Here is a 20,558-nt window from a genome sequence, read left to right as displayed (position 1 = left end):
GATGCCGCCCCGCACCACCCGGGTGGTCTGCCTCGTGCGCCGGCCCGAGGGCGAGCCGGCTCTCGGGGACTTCGCCGTCGAGGAGCGCCCGCTTGAGCCCCTCAGCGAGGGACAGCTGCTCGTCCGCAACCTCTACATGAGCGTCGACCCGTCGATGCGCGGACGGCTGGAGAGCACCGAGAAGCACTACACGCACAACTTCACGCCCGGATCGCCGCTGGACGGCCGGGCTCTCGGCGTCGTGGAGGAGAGCCGCTGTCCCTCCGTGCCGCCGGGCACTTTCCTGCGCCACCAGCTCGGCTGGCGGGAGTGGGCCGTGCTCGACCCCGCGGACACCGATGCCGCGGGCCGTATCGACCCGGAACTCGCCCCGCTGCCCACCTGGTTGGGACTGCTCGGACAGACCGGCTTCACCGCCTACGTGGGGCTCGCGCGGATCGCCGAGGTGCGCCCGGGCGACACCGTCTTCGTGTCGGCGGCGGCCGGGGCCGTGGGCACCGCCGCCGGACAGTTCGCCCGGCTGCTGGGTGCGGAGCGCGTCATCGGAACCGCCGGAGGGCCGGACAAGTGCGCCCTGCTGGTCAAGGAGTTCGGCTACGACGCCGCAGCCGACTACCGCTCCGAGCCGGTGCGCGACGCCCTGGCCCGGCTGGCGCCCGACGGCATCGACGTCTACTTCGACAACGTCGGCGGAGAGCAACTCGCCGCCGCCCTGCACGCCTTGCGGACGGGCGGCCGGGTCGCCCTGTGCGGCATGATGTCGCAGTTCGGCGGGGAGCGGCGGTCCACCGACATCAACCAGCTGATCCAGGCGGTCCTCAAACGGCTCACCCTGCGCGGCTTCATCGTCCGCGACCACGAGGACCTGCGGCCGGAGTTCGAGAGCCGCGTCGCCGACTGGCTCGGCTCGGGCCGCGTCACCGCCCGCGAGACGGTGACGGACGGCCTCGACAGCGCGGCTCAGGCCCTGCTGGCCCTGCTTGACGGTGGCAACGTCGGCAAGATGCTGGTCCGGCTGGCCGAGGATCCGTACAGCCGCTTTCGAGCGTAGAGAGCGTCGAAGACGACGGGAGACGGCGGGAGACGGCGGGAGACGACGGGAGACGCACCGTTCGCTCGGGTCGTGCCCTTCCCGCCTGCCGCAACGGCTCTCACCTGCCCCAGATCTTCCGGTACGCCTCGCGGTAGCCGGGTGGGTCCCAGCTCGTCGTTCCCCTGCTGTTGGCGGCCGTGGCGATGTGGACCGGGGCGACGTATCCGCTGGCGGACTCACCGGCGAAGGCGCGGTTGAACTCGTCGACGATCTGCCAGCCCTGCTCGGTGAGCGGCTCCGGGACGGTGGCGGCCTGGAACTGCCTGCCGTTGATGCGCTGGAAGGCCGACGGATCGCCGTCGCCTGCGCCGATGTTGAAAGGCGGACCGGAGCCCTTCTTGCCGGCCTCGCGCAGGGCGGGCGCGGCGTCGGCGAAGTACAGGTCGTTGATGGCCACGGAGTACGTCCACCTGTTGCGGAAGCGGGAGAGGAGGGAGGAGACCTCCTGGGGGGTGCGGCTGCTCGCGTCCGGGATGGGGATGTTCTCGGTCGCCAGGAGACGCACGTCGGCGCAGGTGGCCAGGTGTTTCTCGATCAGTTGGGACTTGTTCCGGGCGAAGGGGATCGAGGCATCGGTGAAGACGACGACACCGGCCCGGCCGTTGGAGTGCGCGATGATCCAGTCGGCGCTGATCTCCGCGACCTCCTCGACCTGGGTCGTGACGTTGGTGAAGAGCTTGGGGCGCTTGCTCGGTCCGGGGGAGCCGACCGCGTGCCAGCCGATGAGCGGGATGCCCGCCGCGTTGGCCCGCGCGACCTGGGACGACGTCGCATTGGGATCGAAGCCGCCGAGGACGATGCCGGAGGGCCTGACGCCGACCGCCTGGCTCAGGGCCGCCTGGATGCCGGCGGGCGTGCCCTGACCGTCGATGACCCTGACCTTCCAGCCGATCACCTTCGCGGCCTCCCGCAGGCCGTTCGCGACGCCCGCGACCCCGGGATTGGTCATGGTCTGTGCGACGTAGACGATCGTCTTGCCCGGCAGGGCCGCGGGTCCGGTGGTGGGGCCGTTCCAGGAGACGTCCACCTTCTCAGCCTGCCGAACAGCGGATCTCGCCTCGGCGAGGGCGGCCGGGCAGCCCGCCCCCGTGACCCCTTCGGAAGGATTTCCCGGACCGGTGGACGAGCCTCGCTCACAGCCGACGACGGTGACGACGACCGTGGTCAGGGCCGCGAGGGCCGGGGCGGTCCTGTGGTACGAGATCACGGGTGCTCCTTGCTGTGGTGATGACGACGGGCGGACGCGTCCTCAGGTCAGGGAGGGACACGGAGCGGGCTACCGGGCTACGGCACGTCCTTGGCCTCCCGGGAGGTGCCCGCCACTTCGCTGCCACGCCGGTCCGCGATGGCGCCGGAGCGCAGCCGGCGGCGGGCGGAGTACCCGGCGAAGCCGACGGCGAGAAGCAGGGTGGCGCCGTTGAACAGCGGGGTGACCCAGAACTCCGCGCCGAGCTGGCCGATGCCGGCCAGCCCGATGGCGAGGATGGCGACCGCGACGAGGGTGCCCAGGGCGTTGGGGCGACCGGGCCTGATCGCGGTGGAGCCGAGCAGGGCCCCGACGAAGGCCGGCAGGAGGTAGTCGAGGCCGACGCTGGGGTTGCCGATCTGCTGCTGTGCGGCGAGCAGGACGCCGGCGAAGCTGACGATCAGACCGGACAGGGCGAATGCGTAGACGCTGTACCGGCGCGTGGGGATGCCGACCAGGTCGGCGGCGCGGGGGTTCGAACCGATGACGTAGAGGTAGCGGCCCAGCGGCAGGCGCTCCAGCAGCAGCCAGAGCACGACGGCCAGCCCGAGGACGTAGAACGCGGGCACCGGCAGGCCGAGGAACTTGGAGTCGTAAAGGTCGGTGAAGGCCGGCGGCAGTCCGTTCGGCCCGGGGACGATGCGGGTGCCGCCGGTGATCCAGCCGGTGACGGCGTACAGGACGCTGCCGGTGCCGAGGGTGGCGATGAAGGAGTCGATCCGCGCGAACTCGACGACGACGCCGTTGAGGACGCCGACGACCGCCCCACCCATGATCACCACCGAGCAGGCGAGCGGCCACGGCCAGCCGTTGCTGACGATCAGCTGGAGCACCATGACGTGCGCCAGGCCGAGACCGTAGCCGATGGACAGGTCGAACTTGCCCGTGACGATGGGGACCATCGCGCCGAGCGCGAGGAGCGCGGGGACCGACTGGTTGGACAGGATCGAGGAGATGTTGTCCAGCGTGGGGAAGGTGTCGGGCAGGGCCAGGGAGAAGGCGAGGAAGAGCAGGACGGTGAGCGCGAGCAGTCCGTACGTGCCGATGAAGTGCCCGTGGGGATGGCTCAGCCGTGGCGAGGATGACGGCGACGTCGGTCGCGTCCTCCCGTCGCCCCCCGGTTCGCCGCTCATCCGTCTGTCTCCGTTCCGGTGAGGGGCGGCACGGCGGAAGCGGTGTGGGTGAGCCGGGTGACGGTGAGGGCTTCGCCGGTCAGCTCGGCCGCCACGGTCCCGCGGACGAACACCAGGGCGCGGTGGCACACGTTCGCGACCTCCTCGAAATCGGTCGAGATGAGCAGAACGGCGAGCCCGGTGGCCAGCTCGTCGTCGAGCAGGCGGTGAATCTCCGCCTTGGCACCCACGTCCACGCCGGCCGTCGGCTCCTCGAGGATCAGCAACCGACGGTTCATGTGGAGCGACCGGCCGATCATGACCTTCTGCTGGTTGCCGCCGGACAGGACGGCGATCGGTGCCTCGCTGTCGTGGGGGTGCACCCAGAAGCGTTCGACGAGAGCCGTGGCCTTGGCGCGCTCGCGCCGGGGACTGATCCAGCGCAGCCCCGGCATGCCGTAGCGGGGGTTGGCCAGCAAGTTCTCCCGTACGGTCAGTTCGGCGGCGCACCCCTCCTCCTGACGGTTGCTGGTCACGAAGCCGACACCGGCACCGATGGCGGCGGCGACCGTACGCGGACGGTACGGCCGGCCGTCCAGCAGCGCCCGCCCGGCCAGGAGGGGCCGGATCCCGGCCAGCGCCCTGCCCAGGTCCATGTGCCCGGCGCCGATGAGGCCCACCATGCCGAGGATCTCGCCGGGGCGCAGCCGGAGGTCGACCGGGCCGGCGTTCTCGGTCCGTACGCCGTCGAGGCGCAGGACGGCGGGGGCCCCGGGACCAGGGCCGGGAACGGCAGCGACGGGCGGTCGGCGAGCAGGGTCGCGGCCCACGATGTCCTGCACCAGGCGAGCGGGGCTGTGGCCGGCGAGTGGGCCCTGGCTGATGATCCGGCCGTCGCGCAGGACGGCGAAGGAGTCGGCGAGCTGGTACACCTCGTCGAGCCGGTGGCTGACGTAGATGACGCCGTGATCGCGGTCGCACAGCTTGCGCAGGACGTCGAAGAGGCGGACGCAGTCGGCCGCGGGGAGGCTGGCGGTCGGCTCGTCCAGCACGACGAGTTCCGCACGGGTCGACAGCGCCCGCGCGATGGCGACCAGCGAACGCTCGGCGCGGGTCAGGTCGGCGATGCGGGCGTCGGGCGCGAGGTGTCCGGCGACGATCTCCAGGGCTTCCACGCAGCGCTCCCGCGCCATCCGCCAGGAGATCAGTCCGCGGTGGCGCGGGTAGCCGGTGCCCAGGGCGATGTTCTCGGCGACCGTCATCCACTCGACGAGACCGAGATCCTGGTGGATGAAGGCCATGTGCCGTGAGGCCGCGGCCGTGCCGAGCGGGTGGCCGGCCACGGTCACCTCGCCCGCGTCGGCGTGATGAACACCGGCGAGCACCTTGATGAGGGTGGATTTCCCGGCGCCGTTGGGACCCAGAAGGGCGAGGACGGACCCGCGATGGACGTCGAGGTCGACCTCGGCCAACGCGCGCGTGCCGCCGAACCGCTTGTCGAGACCCCGGATCCGGACCAGCGGGTCCTGGCCGCGGCCGACGGATCGGCTTGTCGAGGCGTCGGGAGCGTCGTGCACAGACTCTCTCCGGGGATCGGCTTCCGAGGTCCTTCCCGACTGCACCGGAACAGCTCACCTATGCGATGTCGGGAATATCATCCCAATCTATCGCGGCGGCGGCCGGTATTCCCGCAGGGACATCCAGAGCGCACTCGGCCCAGATGACCTTGCCGCCGGCGGTGTAGCGGGTACCCCACGCCTGAGCGAGCTGTGCGACCAGGAACAGGCCGCGACCGCCCTCGTCGGTGGAGGCCGCGTGACGTAGCCGGGGGGCGGTGCTGCTGGTGTCGGAGACCTCGAAGATCAGGGTGCCGCCGTGGATCACGCGTACCTGCAGGGGACCGCCCGCGTGGCGGATGGCGTTGGTGACCAGCTCACTCAGCAACAGCTCGGCGGAGAAGACGGCCTCGTCGAGCCCCCAGTCGGTGAGCCGGCGGGTGACGTCGGCGCGCATTCCGGAGACGCGGGCCGGGTCGGCGGGGAGGTCCCAGGTGGCGACCCGGTCGGGGTCCAGGGTCTGGGTACGGGCGACGAGCAGCGCGATGTCGTCGGCGGGGTGGTCGGGCACCACGGCGTCCACCACCGCCCGGCAGGTGTCCTCCGGCGAGGGGCCCGACCGGGCCAGGGCGTCCCGGAGTTGGTCGAGGGCCGTGTCGATGTCGCGGTGGCGGTCTTCGATGAGTCCGTCGGTGTAGAGGACGAGCCGGCTGCCTTCGGGGACGTGGATCTCGGCGGTTTCGAACGGCAGGCCGCCCAGTCCGAGGGGCGGTCCGGCGGGCAGGTCGGGAAACGTCACTGTGCCGTCGGGGTGGACCAGCGCGGGTGGGGGGTGGCTGGCGCGTGCCAGGGTGCACTGCTGCGTGGTGGGGTCGTAGATGGCGTACAGGCAGGTGGCGCCGATGATGCCGGTGCCGTCGGCGCCCGGTTCCTCGCTGCCTTCCTCCCGGTCGAGGCGGCCGACGAGGTTGTCGAGCTGGGTGAGGACTTCGTCGGGCGCCAGGTCCAGTTCGGCGAAGTTGCGTGCGGCGATACGCAGTCGGCCCATGGTGACGGCGGCGTGCAGGCCGTGGCCGACGACGTCGCCGACGACAAGGGCGACGCGGGTGCCGGAGAGGGGGATGACGTCGAACCAGTCGCCGCCGACTCCGGACTCGGCGGGCAGATAGCGATGGGCGACCTCGACGGCGTCCTGCTCGGGCAGGCGGTGCGGAAGCAGGCTGCGCTGCAGGGCCAGGACCATGCTGTGTTCGCGGGTGTAGCGGCGGGCGTTGTCGATGCAGACGGCGGCACGGGTGGCGAGTTCCTGGGCCAGCGACCGGTCGTCGTCCCCGAAGGGGGTGCGCTCTCGTGTGCGGTAGAAGCTGACGATGCCCAGGACGACGCCGCGGGCGAGCAGCGGGGCGGTGATGAGAGAGCGCAGGCCGTACCCGAGAAGACGTGCGGTGTGCTCCGGGTCCTGGGAGAGCCAGCCGGCGGTGACCCTCAGGTCGGGTTCCAGCACTGCCTGTCCGTCGGCCAGGCAGCGGAGCTGGGGAGTGGCGGGTCGTAGGTCCACGCGCTCGCCGAGCGCGTAGAAGGGGCAGTCGTCGCGGATGCCGTGGATCACTCTGCGGTGCAGGTCGGTGCGGGGATCGGCGGACTCCTCCCCTCGCAGTACCGCCTCGGGCAGGTCGATGGTGACGAAGTCGGCCAGGCGCGGGACGGCCATCTCGGCGAGTTCGCGGGCGGTACGGGGCACGTCCAGCGTGGTGCCGATGCGACTGCTGGCCTCCGACAGCAGTTCCAGGCGCTGCCGTGCCGCGACGGCGTGCATTCCCACTCCGGGCTCGCCCAGCAGCACCAGCCGTCCGTCGGCCATGCCGCCGGTGCCGTTGTCGACGCTGCCCGGCGCGCCGGCCGGCTCGGCCGTGCGAGTGGTCGTGCGCCGCGCCTGCGCCCCGGTGTCTGCGTATGTCTCTGCGTGGGCGGTCCACAAGGGTGCAGCGTCGGCAGGGCGTCCGGGCGGCAGAACGACAGGTGTCACGGCTTCCTGTGCCGTGGGGGTGAGCGGCGCACCCGGGTGCACGAGTCCGGCGGGCCGTTGCCCCGGTGAGTCGTCGGCGAGGACCGCCTCGACGGCGACGCCCACCACACCGGAGGCGCTCGTCACGACACGGCTCAGCAGGACGACCCGCCGGCCGTTGGACAGGGACACCTCGACGCCGGCCCGCTGGGCCGAGGAGATCAGCTCGGCGGCCTTCTCCTTGAGGACCGTCTGATCACGCCGGTTGAGCCCGCTGTGGACCAGCTCGTCCACCGGGATCAGCTGCCCGTTCCCGCCCGTCGCCGCCCCGGCCCGCACATGGCGCCTGGCGTCGAGGTATGCGCTCAGCAGCCCCCGCTCGCGCGCCGAGTGCTCCGCCAGAAGCCGCCGCTCGATGGCCTTGGCCGCCTCGCGTATCACGGTGTCCATCATGGGATCCACGTCGGTACGCGGACATCCGAGGGAGAGGATGCCCTCGATGCCTCCGCTGAGCAGGTCACGCACCGGGATCGCCGAGCAGGCGTTGGATTGTGAGCGCTCCGCGAAGTGCTCGGCCCCGTGGACCTGACACAGCCGCCGTTCCGCGAGTGCGATACCGATGCCGTTGGTTCCGGCGGCCTCCTCGGAGAACACGAACCCCGGAACGCTCTGGATGGGAGCGAGTTGCCTGGCCATGGACGCCAGGCCGAAGCGACGCTGCAGCACCGTTCCACTTGCGTCGGCCAGAGCCACGTTCATGCGCAGGCCCGCGAACCTGGACTGCAGCCAGTCGAGCACCGGCCCGGCCGCGTGCACGAGCCGGCCGTCCAGATCGATGTCCTCGCGGTAGGGGAGCTCGGTCTGGTCCGGCGAGAGCCCGAGCAGTACGGAGCGCTGCCAGGAACTCAGGATCAGGTCCCGCACGCCTCCCTCGACCAGCCCGCCTTCCAGGAACCGCTCACGGGCGCGTGAGGGACCGATGGAATCCCCCACAAAGCCCATGTGGATCACTTCCCTCGTCGGCCCGTCATCCATTGCCGCACGGTCGCTCACCGCTCGGGGAACCGCCCGCTCTCATCTAGATATTAGAACTTTGTCCATGAAGAAGCTTGTTTCATCCATTTTGGGCAAAATTTTCAAGGGGTGCCTAGCGCAGGGAACGTGCCGCCGCGACGCTGAAGACCTCCACGGAGACCCCCACCCGGGTCAGCCCGGACGTGGCCGCGCGGAAGTCCTTGATGTGCGCGGTGGTGAAGTGTTCGTCCAGGGCCTGCTGGGACACCCACCTCTCGTACACCCGGATCCGGCGTTCGTCGACGGGGTCCGCGGTCATGGCGTAGTCCAGGCAGCCGGGCTCGTTCTCACGGGTGAGCTTCCCGACCTCGACGAGGTGCCTCAACATCGTGTCCCGGTCCGCGGGCTCGTAGTCCATCCAGCCGGCGACGATGATTTCCTCTGCCACGGTGGTCCCTTCCACGGTCATGCCCGTGGACCCGCCGTCCTCGCTCAGGAAGGAACGACGGGCCCGCGGGCCGTTCAGATGGCGAGTGCCGCGGGGACGCTGTCCACGGTAACCGTGCCCTTGGTGCCGTCGACCGTGATCACCATGCCGTCCCGCAGCCGCTGCGTACCGCCCTCGACGGAGATGACGGCCGGGATGCCGAGCTCACGGCAGACCACGACGGCGTGGCTGTTGAGTGCGCCCACATCCACGACGGCCGCTCCGGCGACCAGGAACAGCGGCGTCCAGGCGGCGTCGGTGATCGGCGCCACCAGTACCTCGCCCGGCTCCAGCGCCTCGCACGAGGCAGGGTCGGTGACGACCCGTACCCTGCCGGTGTACGTGCCCTGGCTGCCGCCGACGCCCTTGAGGACATCGCCCCCGACAGCGGCCGCAGTGTGCTCCTCGCTGCGTCGCGGCCAGCTGTCGATCTCGGTCCTGGAGTCGTCCGCGATGAAGAACGGCGGTTCCAGTTCGCGGAGTTCGCCGTACTCCTGAAGCCGCTGGGAGATGACGCCGCCGAAGCTCTCCGGATCGGCGACGTAGTCGTCGAGTTCGGTGTCCAGCAGCATCATCACGTCTTCGGGCCGCGCGAAGCGTCCTGCCTCGACACCGCGGCGGCCGAGTTCGCGGATCGCCATCCGGATCTCGTTGATGACGGTGACGCAGTTCGCCTTGGTCCGCTCGCGCGCCGGGATCCACACGTTGGACGCGTGCATTCCGGCGTCGAACATCGGCTGCGCGTCCTCGGGCAGGGCACCACGGACCTCCGCGGCAGTCGCCTGACGGTGTGCCGTGAGCCGATCGTGCCGGGCGGCCGGAGAATCACCGTCGGAGCTGTGCCGGATCCGGTCGACCAGGGACAGCGCCTGGACCGGGGCGGCCTCCCAGGACAGTGCGTGGATGTCCCACTCGTTGGGGCCGCGGTCTCCGGACTCGGCGAGGAACTCGACGAAGGAGTCCCGGAACGCCTTCACGTCCCCGGTCCCTTCCTCGAGCGCCTGCTCCACCGCGGAGGGGCCCTTGTCGAACAGTGCCGTCAGTTCGGCGGAGGCCGCCACCTGCCGGGACAGTGTCCACAGACCCGCCGAGGGGCCCGCCGAGTCCACGTCCCCCAGCCCGCTGATGAGATCGAGCATCGCGCCGGGACGATCAATGCTCGCGCACAGCGGGCCGAGGATCGCCGGTCCGACCGACGCGGGCAGCGACGACTCGACATGCCGTTGGAAGGTCGTCTCGACGTCGTCGAGCAGTCCGTGGGCGCGCGCCACCAGCTCGGCGTCGGACAACTGCGTCAGGTCGGGCCGCTCGCGGCGGATCCGGCGCAGCCGCTCATGGTCGGCGTCACCCTCCGGGTAGCCGCTCTGGCCGAGCATCTGCTGGAGGATCCCACCGGCCTTGGCCGTCAGCTCCGCGTCCTGGTCGTCGGGATGCGTCACGTACACCGGGGTGTCGGAGCGCTGGCCGACGAAGGCAGCGTCGATGTCGGCCGCGGTCTGACCCATCCGGATGCCGAACAGCCGCAGGTGCGAGAGGTTGAGGTAGAAGTAACCGCCGAAGATCCCGACGAACGGAGGCCGGGTGCCGGCGACCTCCTCCTCGCGGTAGATGCTGAAGTCGAGGAAACCGCGGCGCCAGCCCTGCAGGCCGCGCCCCCAGACCAGGCTCCAGCCCAGCGGGCTGGCCGGCTCCGGCAGGGTCTCGCCCGCGTTGGCCCGGGTGTAGTGGGGCAGTCGCTCGTTGCGCTGCCAGTCGGTGATCCAGTGCTTCATGGTTATGGGGCTCCCGCCGTCCCTTGCGCCGCTCACCACTGCGCCGTTCCGCCGTCGACGCTGATCAGCGTGCCGGTGATGCCCGCGCCCGCGTCGCTCGCGAGCAGCCTGGCGACTCCCGCGATCTGCTCGACGGTCGTGATCTTCTTGGTGGCGGCGTGCTCGGCGAACCGGCCCAGCCACTCCTCGTAGCTGATGCCCTCGGCCTCGGCCGCGGCCGGTCCCGCGGCACGCATCAGGTCGGTGTCGACGGCGCCGGGGCAGATCGCGTTGCAGGTGATGCCCAGGGTGCCGTACTCGAAGGCGGTCGCCTTCGTCAGACCGTGGATGGCGTGCTTGTTGGTGATGTAGTGGCTGATCGCGGGCTTGTTGGCCTGCTTGCCCTCGACCGAGGAGATGTTGATGACCCGGCCCCATCCGCCGTCCAGCATGGGCTTCAGCGCGCGGCGCGTGCCGTAGAAGTAGGCGTTGAGGTTCAGGTCGAGCGCCTTGTGCCAGGCCTCGTCGCTCAGCTCGTGGACGGGAGCGAAGCCCTCCGTGCCTCCGACGTTGTTGACCATGATGTCCAGTCGGCCGAAACGCTCGACCGTCCAGTCGACGAGAGCCTCGATGTCCGCCTGGCTGCTCGAGTCGCAGGTGTGGAAGACGGCCCTGTCACCGGCCTGGATTTCCTCCAGGGCCTGCTTGCCCTTGACCTCCGAGCGGCCGCTGAGCACGACCGTCGCCCCGTCGGCCAGGAAGGCCTCGGCGATGGCGCGGCCGATACTGCGCGTGCTGCCCGTGATCACTGCGACACGTCCGTCGAGGCTGCCCGAAGCCACCATGCTGCTCTCCCGCGAGTGTTGTTGGTTGGTCATCTGGACGCTTCGTCCAGGAGGCGGTGGATGGTGCGGTGGAAGTGCTGGAGCCCGGGTTCGTTGCGTCCGAAGACGAAGTCGGTCCCGGCGAGGGCCTTGAGCCCCCGCTGCACTCCGTAGGTGGTCGCGTAGTCCTCGTCGCGGACCACCTCGTAGAACCACTCGCCGAACTGGTCGGCGGCGTGGCGTTCCTCCTCGGTGACGGCGGGCTCGCGCAGCAGGATGATCTGCTGGGTCACCGACTCAGTGGCCGTACGGGGGATCACGATGGAGACGGCGATCTTGTTGCGCCAGGTGCCGGCGATGGCCAGACCGGGGAAGAGCCAGTAGATGGCTCCCACGATGTCGCCCGGATCCCGCTGCTCCGGAGGCAGCTCCGCCAGGTCGGCGATGGGCCGCAGGGCCGCAGCGAGGCGCTGGTGGGGGCCCCAGGTGTCATGGGCCATCATGTTGGAGAAGTTCGTCTCGAAGACCGTCTTCGTGTGCAGCGAGGCGAAGTGGTAGGTCTCCAGGTACCCGTCGAGGGTGACCTTCCAGTTCGGGCTGGTCAGCTCGCGGGTCGCGTAGTGGTGGCAGTCCGCGAAGCGGAGCCCCTCCAGGAGCGGCTGCAGATCTCCCAGCCAGGCGTCCAGGTCGTGCTCGGCGGCCGGATCGAGCGATACGAAGACGATGCCGGCGCGCTCACCGACGGGAAGCTGGATCAGGCTGCGCTTCTCGCGTGGTACCTCGCCGAAGGTCTTCTCGGCGTACACGCCGCGCAGCTCGCCCGCCAGGTCGTACGACCAGGAGTGGTAAGGGCAGGTGATCCGCTTCGCCACGCCGCAGCCCGGCTCGACGAGCTCGGCGCCGCGGTGCCGGCAGGCGTTGATCATCGCGTGCACGACGCCCTTGCGGTCCCGGGTGATCAGGATGGGTACGCCGAGCACGTCCAGCGCCTTGTAGGTGCCCGGTCCGGGGAGTTCGCACGACATGGCGAGGGGCAGCGGAACGCTCCGGTGGACGGCGTCCATCTCCCGCAGCCAGCGGTCGGCGTCGAGGTAGTTGTCGACGGGCTCCGTCCACTGCTCCTCGGCCTCGTGCGTGGTGTTGTTGATGTAGTGCTCGATGACACGCTCGGCGAGCTCGGCCGCGTCCTGCCGCGTCGCCATGCCCGCGGCGTCCGTGGAGCGGTCCTGGCCGATCCATGAGGTGTATTCCGGAGCGGGAGGCGGCAGGGCACGTTCGTCTTCCGCCGCCTGGGTCTCCGGTGAATTGATCTGGACCACGATGTCCTCAATCCTCCCAGCCGCGAGCTGGTGAAGGGTCCTGGTGCTACAGCGGTGCTACAGCTGCGCTGCGATCGCCACAAGAACAGGAGTTAGTGTTGTGTGTCAATAGAAAGTGCCGAACTTCGCCGGGCGGCATTTCAACAGGTCATCCCTGCCTTCTGCGGCAGGGGCGAGCTCGGCTCGACTGGATCTTTCTATTGAACGGCTCCAGCTACTGGAGTGTGATGGGGTGGCTGGCCGACGGAGAGGTGGCCCGGTGACCGATGAAGGGACCAGTCCGGCCGAGGCGCCCGGGAGGGCGCGGATGACCCAGCCCTTCGAGGCCGGAGTCGTGGTGCGGGACCTGGAAGTGATGGAGCGTTTCTACGGTGAGGTGCTCGGTTGCGTTCCGGTGCATCGCTCGCGGATCCCGCAGGCGATCGCCGGCCCGGCCGGACTGGGCGGACAGCTCCTCGTCGTCTGGCTCGAGGTGCCGTCCGGGGGGCGGATCAAGCTGATCCATCCTCGGGTGAGTGCGGCGTCGGTACCGTCGGCCGTGCCGTTGGCCGAGCGCTGCGGCCTGGCCTACCTCACCTTCTACGTGGACGATATCGCGCCCCTTGTCGCCGTGCTGCCGGCTGCCGGTGGCAGGCCGCTGTCGTCGCCGGTCGTGGTGTCGGTACGCGGTCGGCGGATCAGCTTCTGGGCTGATCCGGAGGGCAATGGTGTGGAGCTCGTGGACCGGCGTGGCGGTGGCCTCGAGGCCGGTTGAGTCCTGCCCGTAGTAATTGGAGAACCTCTTCAGTAAGGTGCCCTCTGCTGGTTACTGTAGACAGACACAACAAAGTCCGATTGCTGGGATCACCTCGCTCGGGGCGAAGGGGCGGACGATGGCTCAAAGGGCATCGAAGAAGTCGGCCGATCCGGCCGCGAACCAGGCATCCGCGCAGGTCGTCAGGGATCTGCACGAGCGCATGGTGCGCATCCGCCTGTTCGAGACCGAGGCGGGAAAACTCATGGAGGCCGGCAAACTGCCGGGATTCCTGCACCTCTACGTCGGTCAGGAGGCCGTTGCCGCAGGAGTGATGGCGGCCCTCCGTGACGACGACCAGATCACCTCCACGCATCGGGGACACGGACACGCCGTGGCCAAGGGCGTCAGCTTCAAGCACATGTACTCCGAGCTGTACGGCCGCGTCACCGGCGCCTGCCTCGGCCGCGGCGGAAGCATGCACATCAACGACGTCAGCCTCGGCATGCTCGGCGCCAACGGCATCGTCGGCGCCGGCGTCCCGATCGCCGTCGGCGCCGCCTTCGCAGCCCGGTACCGGGGCGAGGACAACATCGCCGTCACCTTCTTCGGCGACGGCGCCACCAACATCGGCAGCTTCCACGAGGGCGCCAACATGGCCGCCATCCTGCGCCTGCCGGTCCTGTTCATCTGCGAGAACAACGGCTACGCCGAGTTCACCCCGCAGTCGAAGCACATGCTGATCACCGACGTCGCCGACCGCGCCGCGGCCTACGGCATGCCCAGCGTGATCGTCGACGGCATGGACGCGGTCGCCGTCCACCAGGCCACCGTCGAGGCCGTCGCACGCGCCCGGGCCGGCGAGGGCCCCATGTTCATCGAGGCCAAGACCTACCGCTACTACGACCACCAGGGCGTCAAGGGACTGCGCCACCCCTACCGCTCGGACGCGGAGGTCGAGGAGTGGAAGGCCCGCGACGCGATCGACCTGCTGGAAGCCCGTGCCCTCGCCGACGGCACCGCCACCCGCGCCGAGCTGGACGACACCTGGCAGCGCACCCGCGACGAGATCGCCGAGGCCATCGCGTACGCCGAGGCCAGCCCGCTGCCCGACACCGCCGACCTGCTCCTCAACGTCTACTCGGGATGACCGCCATGACCACCACCACCGAAGCTCCGGCCCTCGCCCCGGACGGCACGGGCCGCAAGCTCACCTACGTCAAGGCGTTCAACGAGGGCCTGGCGCAGGTCATGCGCGAGGACGAGAACGTCTTCGTCGCCGGGGAGGACGTCGCCGGGTACGGCGGTGTCTTCCGCATGTTCGACAACCTGCTCGACGAGTTCGGCCCCCGCCGCATGATCGACACCCCGATCTCCGAGGCCGCGCTCGTCGGCCTGGGCGTGGGCGCCGCCGCTCGGGGCCTGCGCCCCGTCGTCGACCTGATGTTCATGGACTTCATCGGCGTCTGCCTGGACCAGATCGTCAACCAGGCCGCCAAGATGAAGTACATGTTCGGCGGCTCCGTGTCGGTGCCGCTCACCATCACCACCGCCTCCGGTGCGGGCCTCGGCGCCGCCGCGCAGCACAGCCAGAGTCTGGAGGCCTGGCTCGCGCACGTGCCCGGCCTCAAGGTCGTGATGCCGTGCGACGCCTACACCGCCAAGGGCCTGACCGTCTCCGCGATCCGGGACGACAACCCGGTCGTCGTCATGCTCAACAAGGTCCTGCTGGGCAGCAAGAGCGAGGTGCCCGAGCAGATCTACGGCATCCCGCTCGGCCAGGCCCACACCGCGCGGCACGGCTCCGACGTCACCGTGATCGCCCTGGGCCGCATGGTGGGCGAGGCCCTCGCGGCGGCCGAGGAACTGGCCGCCGAGGGCATCGAGGTCGAGGTCATCGACCCGCGCACCGTGCAGCCCTTGGACACCGAGACCATGATCGCCTCCGTGCGCCGCACCAACCGGGTCCTCGTGGTCCACGAGGCCGTGACCTTCGGCGGGCTGGGCGCGGAGATCGCCGCCCAGATCCAGGACGCGGCCTTCGACCATCTGGACGCTCCAGTCCTGCGTATCGGCGCGCCCTTCTCACCGGTGCCGTTCTCCCCGGTGCTGGAGAAGGCCTACGTGCCCGACCAGGCCCGCATCGTGCAGGGCTGCCGTCGTCTCCTCGAAAGGTCGTGACCGAAGTGGCGGTCGAGGTTCTGCTGCCGAAGATCGGCCTCACCATGCAGGAAGGCACGATCGACGAGTGGCTCGTGCCGACCGGCGGAGCCGTCGCGGAGGGCGACGCGCTGCTGCGGCTGGCGACCGACAAGGTCGACGTGGATGTCGAGGCGGAGGCCGGGGGCCTGTTCCATCCAGTGGTCCAGGCCGGGGCGACCGTCCCGGCCGGGGCGCTCATCGGCTGGCTGCTGGCCGAAGGGGAGCAGCCGCCGGGCACCGGGGGTACGGCTGTGCCCGGCGGGTCCGTGGACCCTGGCCCGGACACGGTGCCGGCCGCCGGGGGTGTTCCCTCCGTGGCGCCGGCGCTCGACGGCACGGCCGGGCTCAACGGCTCGGGGGGCCGGCTTCTGGCCTCGCCGAACGCCCGGCGGGTGGCGGCCGAGACCGGCGCCGACCTCACCGCCGTACGCGGCACCGGGCCCGGCGGTCGGATCGTCTCCGAGGACGTGGAGGAGTACCTGCTCACTCCGGCGGCCCGGCCGCCCGCCGTCCTGTCGGCGGATCCGGTGACCCCCACCTCCCCCCTGGTCCGTCGGCTGGCGAAGGAACGGGGCATCGACCTCGCGGACGTCCGCCCCACGGGTGCGGGCGGGCGGATCCGGCGGGTCGACCTCGACGCCGCCACCCCGGCGGCCGCACCGGTGTCCACCCCGCCGACGGTCCGCCAGGCCACCGCATCGCCACAGCCCGGGGACGTCATCCCGCTCACCGGCATGCGCGGCACCATCGCCCGCCGGATGCACGCCAGCCTCCAGGAGATGGCGCAGCTGACGCACGGCTACGAAGTGCGGATGGACGCCGTCGTGGACCTGCGGGCCCAGCTGAAGCGGGAGTGGGCCGACAGCGACCTGCCGGTGCCCAGCCTGGGCGACTTCCTGATGAAGGCCGCCGCACTGGCCCTGCGTGAACACCCGCTGCTCAACGCGGCGGTGCTCGAGGACGGCGTTCACCTGTACGAGGGCATCCACCTCGGGTTCGCCGTCGCGGTGCCGAACGGCCTGCTCGTGCCGGTGATCGAGGACGCGGCGGAGCTGCCGCTGCCCGAAATGGCCCGCCGGTCCACGGAGTTGGCGGGGAACGCCCGATCCGGCCGGATCTCCCCGGCACTGCTGGAAGGCGCCACGTTCACCGTGACCTCGCTGGGCGGGTACGGCGTCGACTTCTTCACTCCCGTGATCAACCCCGGCAATGTCGCCATCCTCGGGGTGGGCAGGCTCAGGGACGGCGTCGAGTGGGTGAACGAACAACCGCGGCGCACCCAGGTGCTCACCCTGAGCCTCACCTTCGACCACCGAGCGGTGGACGGGGCACCGGCGGCCGAGTATCTGCGCACGGTCGGTGAGCTGCTGCGCAAACCTCTGCGGCTCCTGGTCTGACGCCCCCGGCCCCGCGCCCGCCGACGGTTCCACCCATCCGGTCGGTGGGCGCGGCCCCGCCCCTTGTCCGGGCCGGCTACTCGGCCGCCGGATCGGCGATCCGCTCGGCGAGCCGGCCGACCTCGCGGAGGAAGGAACGGTGCCCGAGGGAGCGGTAGACGTCGTCCCCTCGCACCTGCGAGACCGCCGCGGTCTCGAGCAGCGCCAGTACCCCCAGGCCGATCACCGCCGCCTCCGCGTCCGTGACCGGTTCCCGGCCCTTGCGGATCAGCCGCACGAGTTCGTCCAGCAACTGCGTCCGGATCTCGTGCCGCAGCGCCTCCGCCTCCTGGCTCATCCCGGCCGAGGACACGAAGAAGACGGTCGCGGCGGACCGGTGCTCGCCCAGCCAGACCACCAGCGCCGTGACGGTCGGGCCGATGTCCGCGCCGGGCTCGTGCGCCTCGGTGAGCGTCTCCAACTGTTCGCGCAGCGCGGCGGCGAACACCCGCATGCCTTCCACCAGGACCTGGTCCTTGGAGGAGAAGTGGTAGTACACCGCGGCCGACGTCATCTCCGCCCGAGCCGCGATGTCCGCCACGGTCACCTCGTCCGGAGGCTGGGTGGCGAAGAGCTCCGTGGCTGCCTCGATCACCCACTGCCTGCGCGAAGGGCGGTGAGCTGCGCGGGTTCCGGATGTAGTCATGGTGTCAAGTATGCCGTGACCTTGGCGCTCCGGAGCCACGCGGGTACCAGCGTTTACGGGCTCGACCAACGGGAGTAACTGGATAACATGGTCAGTACGCCGGGGCCCACAGGCACCGGTCGCGGCAACCGCCAGGGAGCATCATGGCCACCACGAACGGCAAGCAGCCCGCCCACCGTCCTTCGCGACGTCAGCACATCATCAGTGCCGCCGTCCGGGTGTTCGGCCGCAACGGTTTCGCGGAGACCAGCGTGCAGGACATCGCGGACGAGGCCGACGTGGTGCCCACGGCCGTCTACTACCACTTCGCGGGCAAGGAGGAGCTGCTCGAACTCGCCATGCGGCGGGTCTTCGACCAGCTGAACACCGTCGTGGAGACGGCCCGGCCGGACACCGAGCCGGGTGACGCCGAGGGTCTGATCCGCGTCATCGACGCCGTGTGGGACTGGGTGGAGAAGAACCCCGACGAGGCCCGGCTCTACCAGGTCCAGATCGCCTCAGCCAACGGCAACATCAAGCTGATGCGCGACGAGTTCGAGCAGCGGCACATCCAGCGTGCGTACGACTATCTGCCCGAGAGCACCACCCGCGGCCCGCGGGCGGCCAAGGCACGGCACGCGTCGCAGGCGCTCGCGGTCCGCACCCTGATCAGTACGACCATCCTGGTGACCGCGCTGCGCGCCGAGGGCGGACCGCTGTCCCGGATGCCGTCCCGGTCCGTGCAGGAGGCGGTCAGGTTGCTGGCGCTGCGCATCGTCGCAGCCGACCAGAAGGCCGAGTCCGCGACCACACCGGCCTAGTACCCGTCCGGGAAGAGCCGGTTCACCAGGGCAGTGGTCGGCGGTCGGCGAACAGCCCACCCGTCGTCCCGTCGCCCGGCGGCAGGGTCGCCAGCCAGACGGGCGTGTCCGCGCCCTCCTTCGGCCCACGCGGGGCGGCCGGGCCGCCCATGCCGCTGCGGGTCCAGCCGGGGTCGGCCGCGTTGACCAGGACGCCCGTGCCGGCCAACTCGCCCGCGAGCATCCGCGTCAGGGCGTTGAGCGCGGTCTTGGAGACGCGGTAGGCCGGGTGCCGGCCGGAGTCCATCAGCGCCAGCGACCCGTATGAGCTGGTGAGGTTGACCACCCGCCCGTAGCCGGCCCGCACCATGCCGGGGACGACGGCCTCGGCCATGCGCCAGGCACCCACGAGATTGATGTCCAGGGTGGAGCGCAGGATCTCCTCGTCGAGGTACGGCGGCCGCAGGTCGCCGTCCAGGGACACCCCGGCGTTGTTCACCAGGACGTCGATCCCGCCGCCGACCAGTTCCCCGGCCTCGCGCACCGCCTCGGTGACGCTCAGCGCGGAACCCACGTCCAGGGCGAGCGGCAGCGCCGCCGGGCCGATGGCGCGGCACACCTCCTCGGCCGCCTCCCGCTTCCGTGCACCGACCAGGACCCGCAGCCCCCGGTCCGCGAGTTGTCGGCAGATCTCCGCGCCGATCCCGCGCGCGCCGCCGGTGACCAGGGCGGTTCTGCTCTCGCTCATGGCAATTCCCCTCACTTGTGCGCAGCCTCGCCGCTCAGACCGTCAGCACCGCGCAGGCGCTGATCCCGGGCGCCCCGTACACATGGGTGAAGCCCACCCGGGGGCCGCCCGGCACCTGTACTCCCGGCGCGCGGCCCTGCAACTGCCGTACGACCTCATGGAATTGACGCAGACCCGAGGCGCCGACCGGCTCGCCGCCCGCCAGGCACCCGCCGTCGGTGTTGACCGGGATCCGGCCCGTGGGGTCGGTGTCTTGCGCGGCCAGCAGTTCCTCCTGCTCGCCGTGTCCGCACAGCCCGGTCTCCGCCAGGTGGATCAACTCCGAGCCGCTGTCGGTGTCCTGCAACTGGGCCACCTGCACATCGGCGGGCCGCAGACCGGACCCACGGAAGGCCGCCTCCGCCGCGTCGACGCTCGGGCTGCGATGCGGTCCCGGCGGCAGCCAGGGCGAGAACACCTCGAACGAGCCGAACCGCCTGGTCCGGAAGGCCAACGAGGCCAGCTTCACCGGCTGCTCGCACAGGTCGAACGCGCGGTCGCCGCGCGCAAGCACCAGCGCGGCCGCGCCCTGACCCGGGGAGCAGAACATGTACTGGGTGAGCGGCGGGCTCACCTCGGCGGAGAGGAGGATCTCCTCCTCCGTGAGCTCCTTGCGCCGCCAGGCCAGGGGATGGCGGGAGCCGTTGCGGAAAGCGCGCGCGGCCACCATCGCCAGCGCCCGTTCCGGAATCCCGTACTCGTGCAGATAGCGCTGCGTCTTCAGAGCGAAGAACTGGGTCGTCAGCATCATCCCGGTCTCCGCGTACCAGTCGGCGAGACCGTAACGGGCCGCCGATACATGGAAGGCGCCCCGCTCGTGCTTGTCGAACCCCACGGCCAGCCCCAGCGACGCCTCGCCGGCCCGCAGCGCGTTGGCCACCGCGAGCAGCGTCGAGGCGCCCGTCGCGCAGCCGTTCTGCACATTGACGAACGGCACACCGGTCAGCCCCAGTCGGCCCACCAGCGTGTCGGGCTTGCCGGACACGTCGGAGCCGCCCGCCGCGTAACCGATGTCCTCCCAGCTGACACCGGCGTCGGCCAGTGCCTCCCGTACCGCGTGTACCGCCATGTCCATCCCGGTCACGGACTCGTCGCGGCCGAAGGGATGCATCCCGCAGCCGACCACGTACACCTCGTCGGCCCGGCTCATCGCCGTCCTCCCGGATCCGGACGGAACGCGAACGTCAGCACGTCGGTCCCGTCCTCGTCCTGGTACGCGGGCACCGTGGTGAGCCGGACCGGAAGCCCGATCCGTACCTCCGGGCGGGTCACCTCCAGCCGCGCCTCGACCAGCACCTCACCGAGGTCCACATAGCCGACGTGATACGGCTCGTAACCCCCGGCCGGCGGCCGGTACGGCGGCTTGGGCGGAAACGCCTGCAGCGTCCACGACCACACCCGCCCGCCCACCGGCAGGGGGTGCGCGGACATGGTCCCGTCCGAGCACCTGGGGCAGGAGTCCTGCCGGGGAAAAACGACGGTGCCGCATCCGGAGCAGCGCGCCCCCACGAGGCGCGGGGGGCTCGCGCCGTCGAACAGGTCGTCGTCGATGAGTCTGGTGGTCATGC

At 70.7% G+C, this 20,558-nt stretch carries 18 protein-coding genes; 6 read left to right on the top strand and 12 right to left on the bottom strand.

From position 1 onward, the window contains the following. The first annotated feature begins 1 nt into the window (after position 1). Positions 2–1,051 carry an NADP-dependent oxidoreductase gene (locus ADK57_RS42050; protein ID WP_053755023.1) on the top strand — a complete coding sequence of 350 codons (1,050 nt, stop codon included), beginning with the start codon at positions 2–4 and terminating at the stop codon, positions 1,049–1,051. A gap of 100 nt (positions 1,052–1,151) precedes the next feature. On the opposite strand, the gene ADK57_RS42045 is transcribed toward ADK57_RS42050, so the two are convergent. From ADK57_RS42045 to ADK57_RS42010, 8 genes are all read right to left on the bottom strand, one after another. Next, positions 1,152–2,297, bottom strand: a complete 1,146-nt coding sequence (locus tag ADK57_RS42045; protein WP_420711970.1) for a substrate-binding domain-containing protein — start codon at positions 2,295–2,297, stop codon at positions 1,152–1,154. Between the two features lie 80 nt (positions 2,298–2,377). Next, the gene (locus ADK57_RS42040) at positions 2,378–3,472 is read right to left on the bottom strand and encodes an ABC transporter permease (protein ID WP_053755021.1); all 1,095 of its coding nucleotides are present in this window, start codon (positions 3,470–3,472) and stop codon (positions 2,378–2,380) included. Then, a complete protein-coding gene (locus ADK57_RS42035) occupies positions 3,469–5,028 on the bottom strand; it encodes a sugar ABC transporter ATP-binding protein (RefSeq protein ID WP_053755020.1) in 1,560 nt (519 codons plus the stop codon). The genes ADK57_RS42040 and ADK57_RS42035 overlap by 4 nt, the downstream gene beginning before the upstream one ends. Before the next feature lie 58 nt (positions 5,029–5,086). Beyond that, positions 5,087–8,047 (bottom strand): SpoIIE family protein phosphatase, encoded by a 2,961-nt coding sequence (locus ADK57_RS42030; RefSeq protein ID WP_234390578.1) that lies wholly within the window; start codon positions 8,045–8,047, stop codon positions 5,087–5,089. A gap of 112 nt (positions 8,048–8,159) precedes the next feature. Then, positions 8,160–8,474, bottom strand: coding sequence for a putative quinol monooxygenase (locus tag ADK57_RS42025; protein ID WP_053755115.1), 315 nt, complete (start codon positions 8,472–8,474; stop codon positions 8,160–8,162). Positions 8,475–8,548: 74 nt separating this feature from the next. After that, positions 8,549–10,285, bottom strand: coding sequence for a PEP-utilizing enzyme (locus ADK57_RS42020; protein ID WP_053755018.1), 1,737 nt, complete (start codon positions 10,283–10,285; stop codon positions 8,549–8,551). Between the two features lie 32 nt (positions 10,286–10,317). Further along, complete coding sequence (locus tag ADK57_RS42015) at positions 10,318–11,142, bottom strand: SDR family NAD(P)-dependent oxidoreductase (RefSeq protein WP_078973638.1); 825 nt, start codon at positions 11,140–11,142, stop codon at positions 10,318–10,320. Continuing rightward, the gene (locus tag ADK57_RS42010; protein WP_053755016.1) at positions 11,139–12,407 is read right to left on the bottom strand and encodes an aromatic ring-hydroxylating oxygenase subunit alpha; all 1,269 of its coding nucleotides are present in this window, start codon (positions 12,405–12,407) and stop codon (positions 11,139–11,141) included. The genes ADK57_RS42015 and ADK57_RS42010 overlap by 4 nt, the downstream gene beginning before the upstream one ends. 307 nt (positions 12,408–12,714) lie before the next feature. On the opposite strand from ADK57_RS42010, the gene ADK57_RS42005 reads away from it, so the two are divergent. The 4 genes from ADK57_RS42005 to ADK57_RS41990 all read left to right on the top strand — a co-directional run bounded on the left by ADK57_RS42005 (position 12,715) and on the right by ADK57_RS41990 (position 16,739). Continuing rightward, positions 12,715–13,161, top strand: coding sequence for a VOC family protein (locus ADK57_RS42005; RefSeq protein ID WP_053755015.1), 447 nt, complete (start codon positions 12,715–12,717; stop codon positions 13,159–13,161). Positions 13,162–13,279: 118 nt separating this feature from the next. Beyond that, complete coding sequence (locus tag ADK57_RS42000) at positions 13,280–14,290, top strand: thiamine pyrophosphate-dependent dehydrogenase E1 component subunit alpha (RefSeq protein WP_234390577.1); 1,011 nt, start codon at positions 13,280–13,282, stop codon at positions 14,288–14,290. 5 nt (positions 14,291–14,295) lie between these two features. Next, a complete protein-coding gene (locus tag ADK57_RS41995; protein ID WP_053755014.1) occupies positions 14,296–15,321 on the top strand; it encodes an alpha-ketoacid dehydrogenase subunit beta in 1,026 nt (341 codons plus the stop codon). Beyond that, positions 15,318–16,739: a 2-oxo acid dehydrogenase subunit E2 gene (locus tag ADK57_RS41990; RefSeq protein WP_234390576.1), complete on the top strand. Its 1,422-nt coding sequence runs from the start codon at positions 15,318–15,320 to the stop codon at positions 16,737–16,739. Before ADK57_RS41995 ends, ADK57_RS41990 begins: the two co-directional genes overlap by 4 nt. A 76-nt stretch (positions 16,740–16,815) precedes the next feature. Here ADK57_RS41990 and ADK57_RS41985 read toward each other — a convergent pair whose 3' ends face one another. Beyond that, a complete protein-coding gene (locus ADK57_RS41985) occupies positions 16,816–17,424 on the bottom strand; it encodes a TetR/AcrR family transcriptional regulator (protein ID WP_053755013.1) in 609 nt (202 codons plus the stop codon). Between the two features lie 143 nt (positions 17,425–17,567). Between ADK57_RS41985 and ADK57_RS41980 the strand changes: the two genes are divergently transcribed. Then, on the top strand, positions 17,568–18,224 hold the full coding sequence (locus ADK57_RS41980) for a TetR/AcrR family transcriptional regulator (protein ID WP_063786097.1): 657 nt from the start codon (positions 17,568–17,570) through the stop codon (positions 18,222–18,224). A 22-nt stretch (positions 18,225–18,246) separates the two neighbouring features. On the opposite strand, the gene ADK57_RS41975 is transcribed toward ADK57_RS41980, so the two are convergent. Genes ADK57_RS41975 through ADK57_RS41965 form a run of 3 tightly spaced genes read right to left on the bottom strand, consistent with a single transcriptional unit; the run spans position 18,247 to position 20,556 of the window. Further along, the gene (locus ADK57_RS41975; RefSeq protein ID WP_053755011.1) at positions 18,247–18,951 is read right to left on the bottom strand and encodes an SDR family NAD(P)-dependent oxidoreductase; all 705 of its coding nucleotides are present in this window, start codon (positions 18,949–18,951) and stop codon (positions 18,247–18,249) included. A 34-nt stretch (positions 18,952–18,985) separates the two neighbouring features. Beyond that, entirely contained in the window at positions 18,986–20,140 is a 1,155-nt protein-coding gene (locus tag ADK57_RS41970; RefSeq protein WP_053755010.1) for a thiolase family protein, read from the bottom strand. Further along, entirely contained in the window at positions 20,137–20,556 is a 420-nt protein-coding gene (locus tag ADK57_RS41965) for a Zn-ribbon domain-containing OB-fold protein (RefSeq protein WP_053755009.1), read from the bottom strand. The genes ADK57_RS41970 and ADK57_RS41965 overlap by 4 nt, the downstream gene beginning before the upstream one ends. Positions 20,557–20,558 lie beyond the last annotated feature (2 nt).

The organism is Streptomyces sp. MMG1533 (genome assembly GCF_001279775.1).
Lineage (GTDB): Bacteria > Actinomycetota > Actinomycetes > Streptomycetales > Streptomycetaceae > Streptomyces.
This window is presented reverse-complemented; position numbering and strand designations above follow the sequence as displayed.

Excerpts from the sequence above, each read along its gene's own strand:
- ADK57_RS42050 (WP_053755023.1), top strand. The coding sequence starts at position 2 with ATGCCGCCCCGCACCACCCGGGTGGTCTGCCTCGTGCGCCGGCCCGAG.
- ADK57_RS42040 (WP_053755021.1), bottom strand. The coding sequence starts at position 3,472 with ATGAGCGGCGAACCGGGGGGCGACGGGAGGACGCGACCGACGTCGCCG.
- ADK57_RS42030 (WP_234390578.1), bottom strand. The coding sequence starts at position 8,047 with ATGGATGACGGGCCGACGAGGGAAGTGATCCACATGGGCTTTGTGGGG.
- ADK57_RS42020 (WP_053755018.1), bottom strand. The coding sequence starts at position 10,285 with ATGAAGCACTGGATCACCGACTGGCAGCGCAACGAGCGACTGCCCCAC.
- ADK57_RS42015 (WP_078973638.1), bottom strand. The coding sequence starts at position 11,142 with ATGACCAACCAACAACACTCGCGGGAGAGCAGCATGGTGGCTTCGGGC.
- ADK57_RS42005 (WP_053755015.1), top strand. The coding sequence starts at position 12,715 with ATGACCCAGCCCTTCGAGGCCGGAGTCGTGGTGCGGGACCTGGAAGTG.
- ADK57_RS42000 (WP_234390577.1), top strand. The coding sequence starts at position 13,280 with ATGGCTCAAAGGGCATCGAAGAAGTCGGCCGATCCGGCCGCGAACCAG.
- ADK57_RS41995 (WP_053755014.1), top strand. The coding sequence starts at position 14,296 with ATGACCACCACCACCGAAGCTCCGGCCCTCGCCCCGGACGGCACGGGC.
- ADK57_RS41985 (WP_053755013.1), bottom strand. The coding sequence starts at position 17,424 with ATGACTACATCCGGAACCCGCGCAGCTCACCGCCCTTCGCGCAGGCAG.
- ADK57_RS41980 (WP_063786097.1), top strand. The coding sequence starts at position 17,568 with ATGGCCACCACGAACGGCAAGCAGCCCGCCCACCGTCCTTCGCGACGT.
- ADK57_RS41975 (WP_053755011.1), bottom strand. The coding sequence starts at position 18,951 with ATGAGCGAGAGCAGAACCGCCCTGGTCACCGGCGGCGCGCGCGGGATC.
- ADK57_RS41970 (WP_053755010.1), bottom strand. The coding sequence starts at position 20,140 with ATGAGCCGGGCCGACGAGGTGTACGTGGTCGGCTGCGGGATGCATCCC.
- ADK57_RS41965 (WP_053755009.1), bottom strand. The coding sequence starts at position 20,556 with ATGACCACCAGACTCATCGACGACGACCTGTTCGACGGCGCGAGCCCC.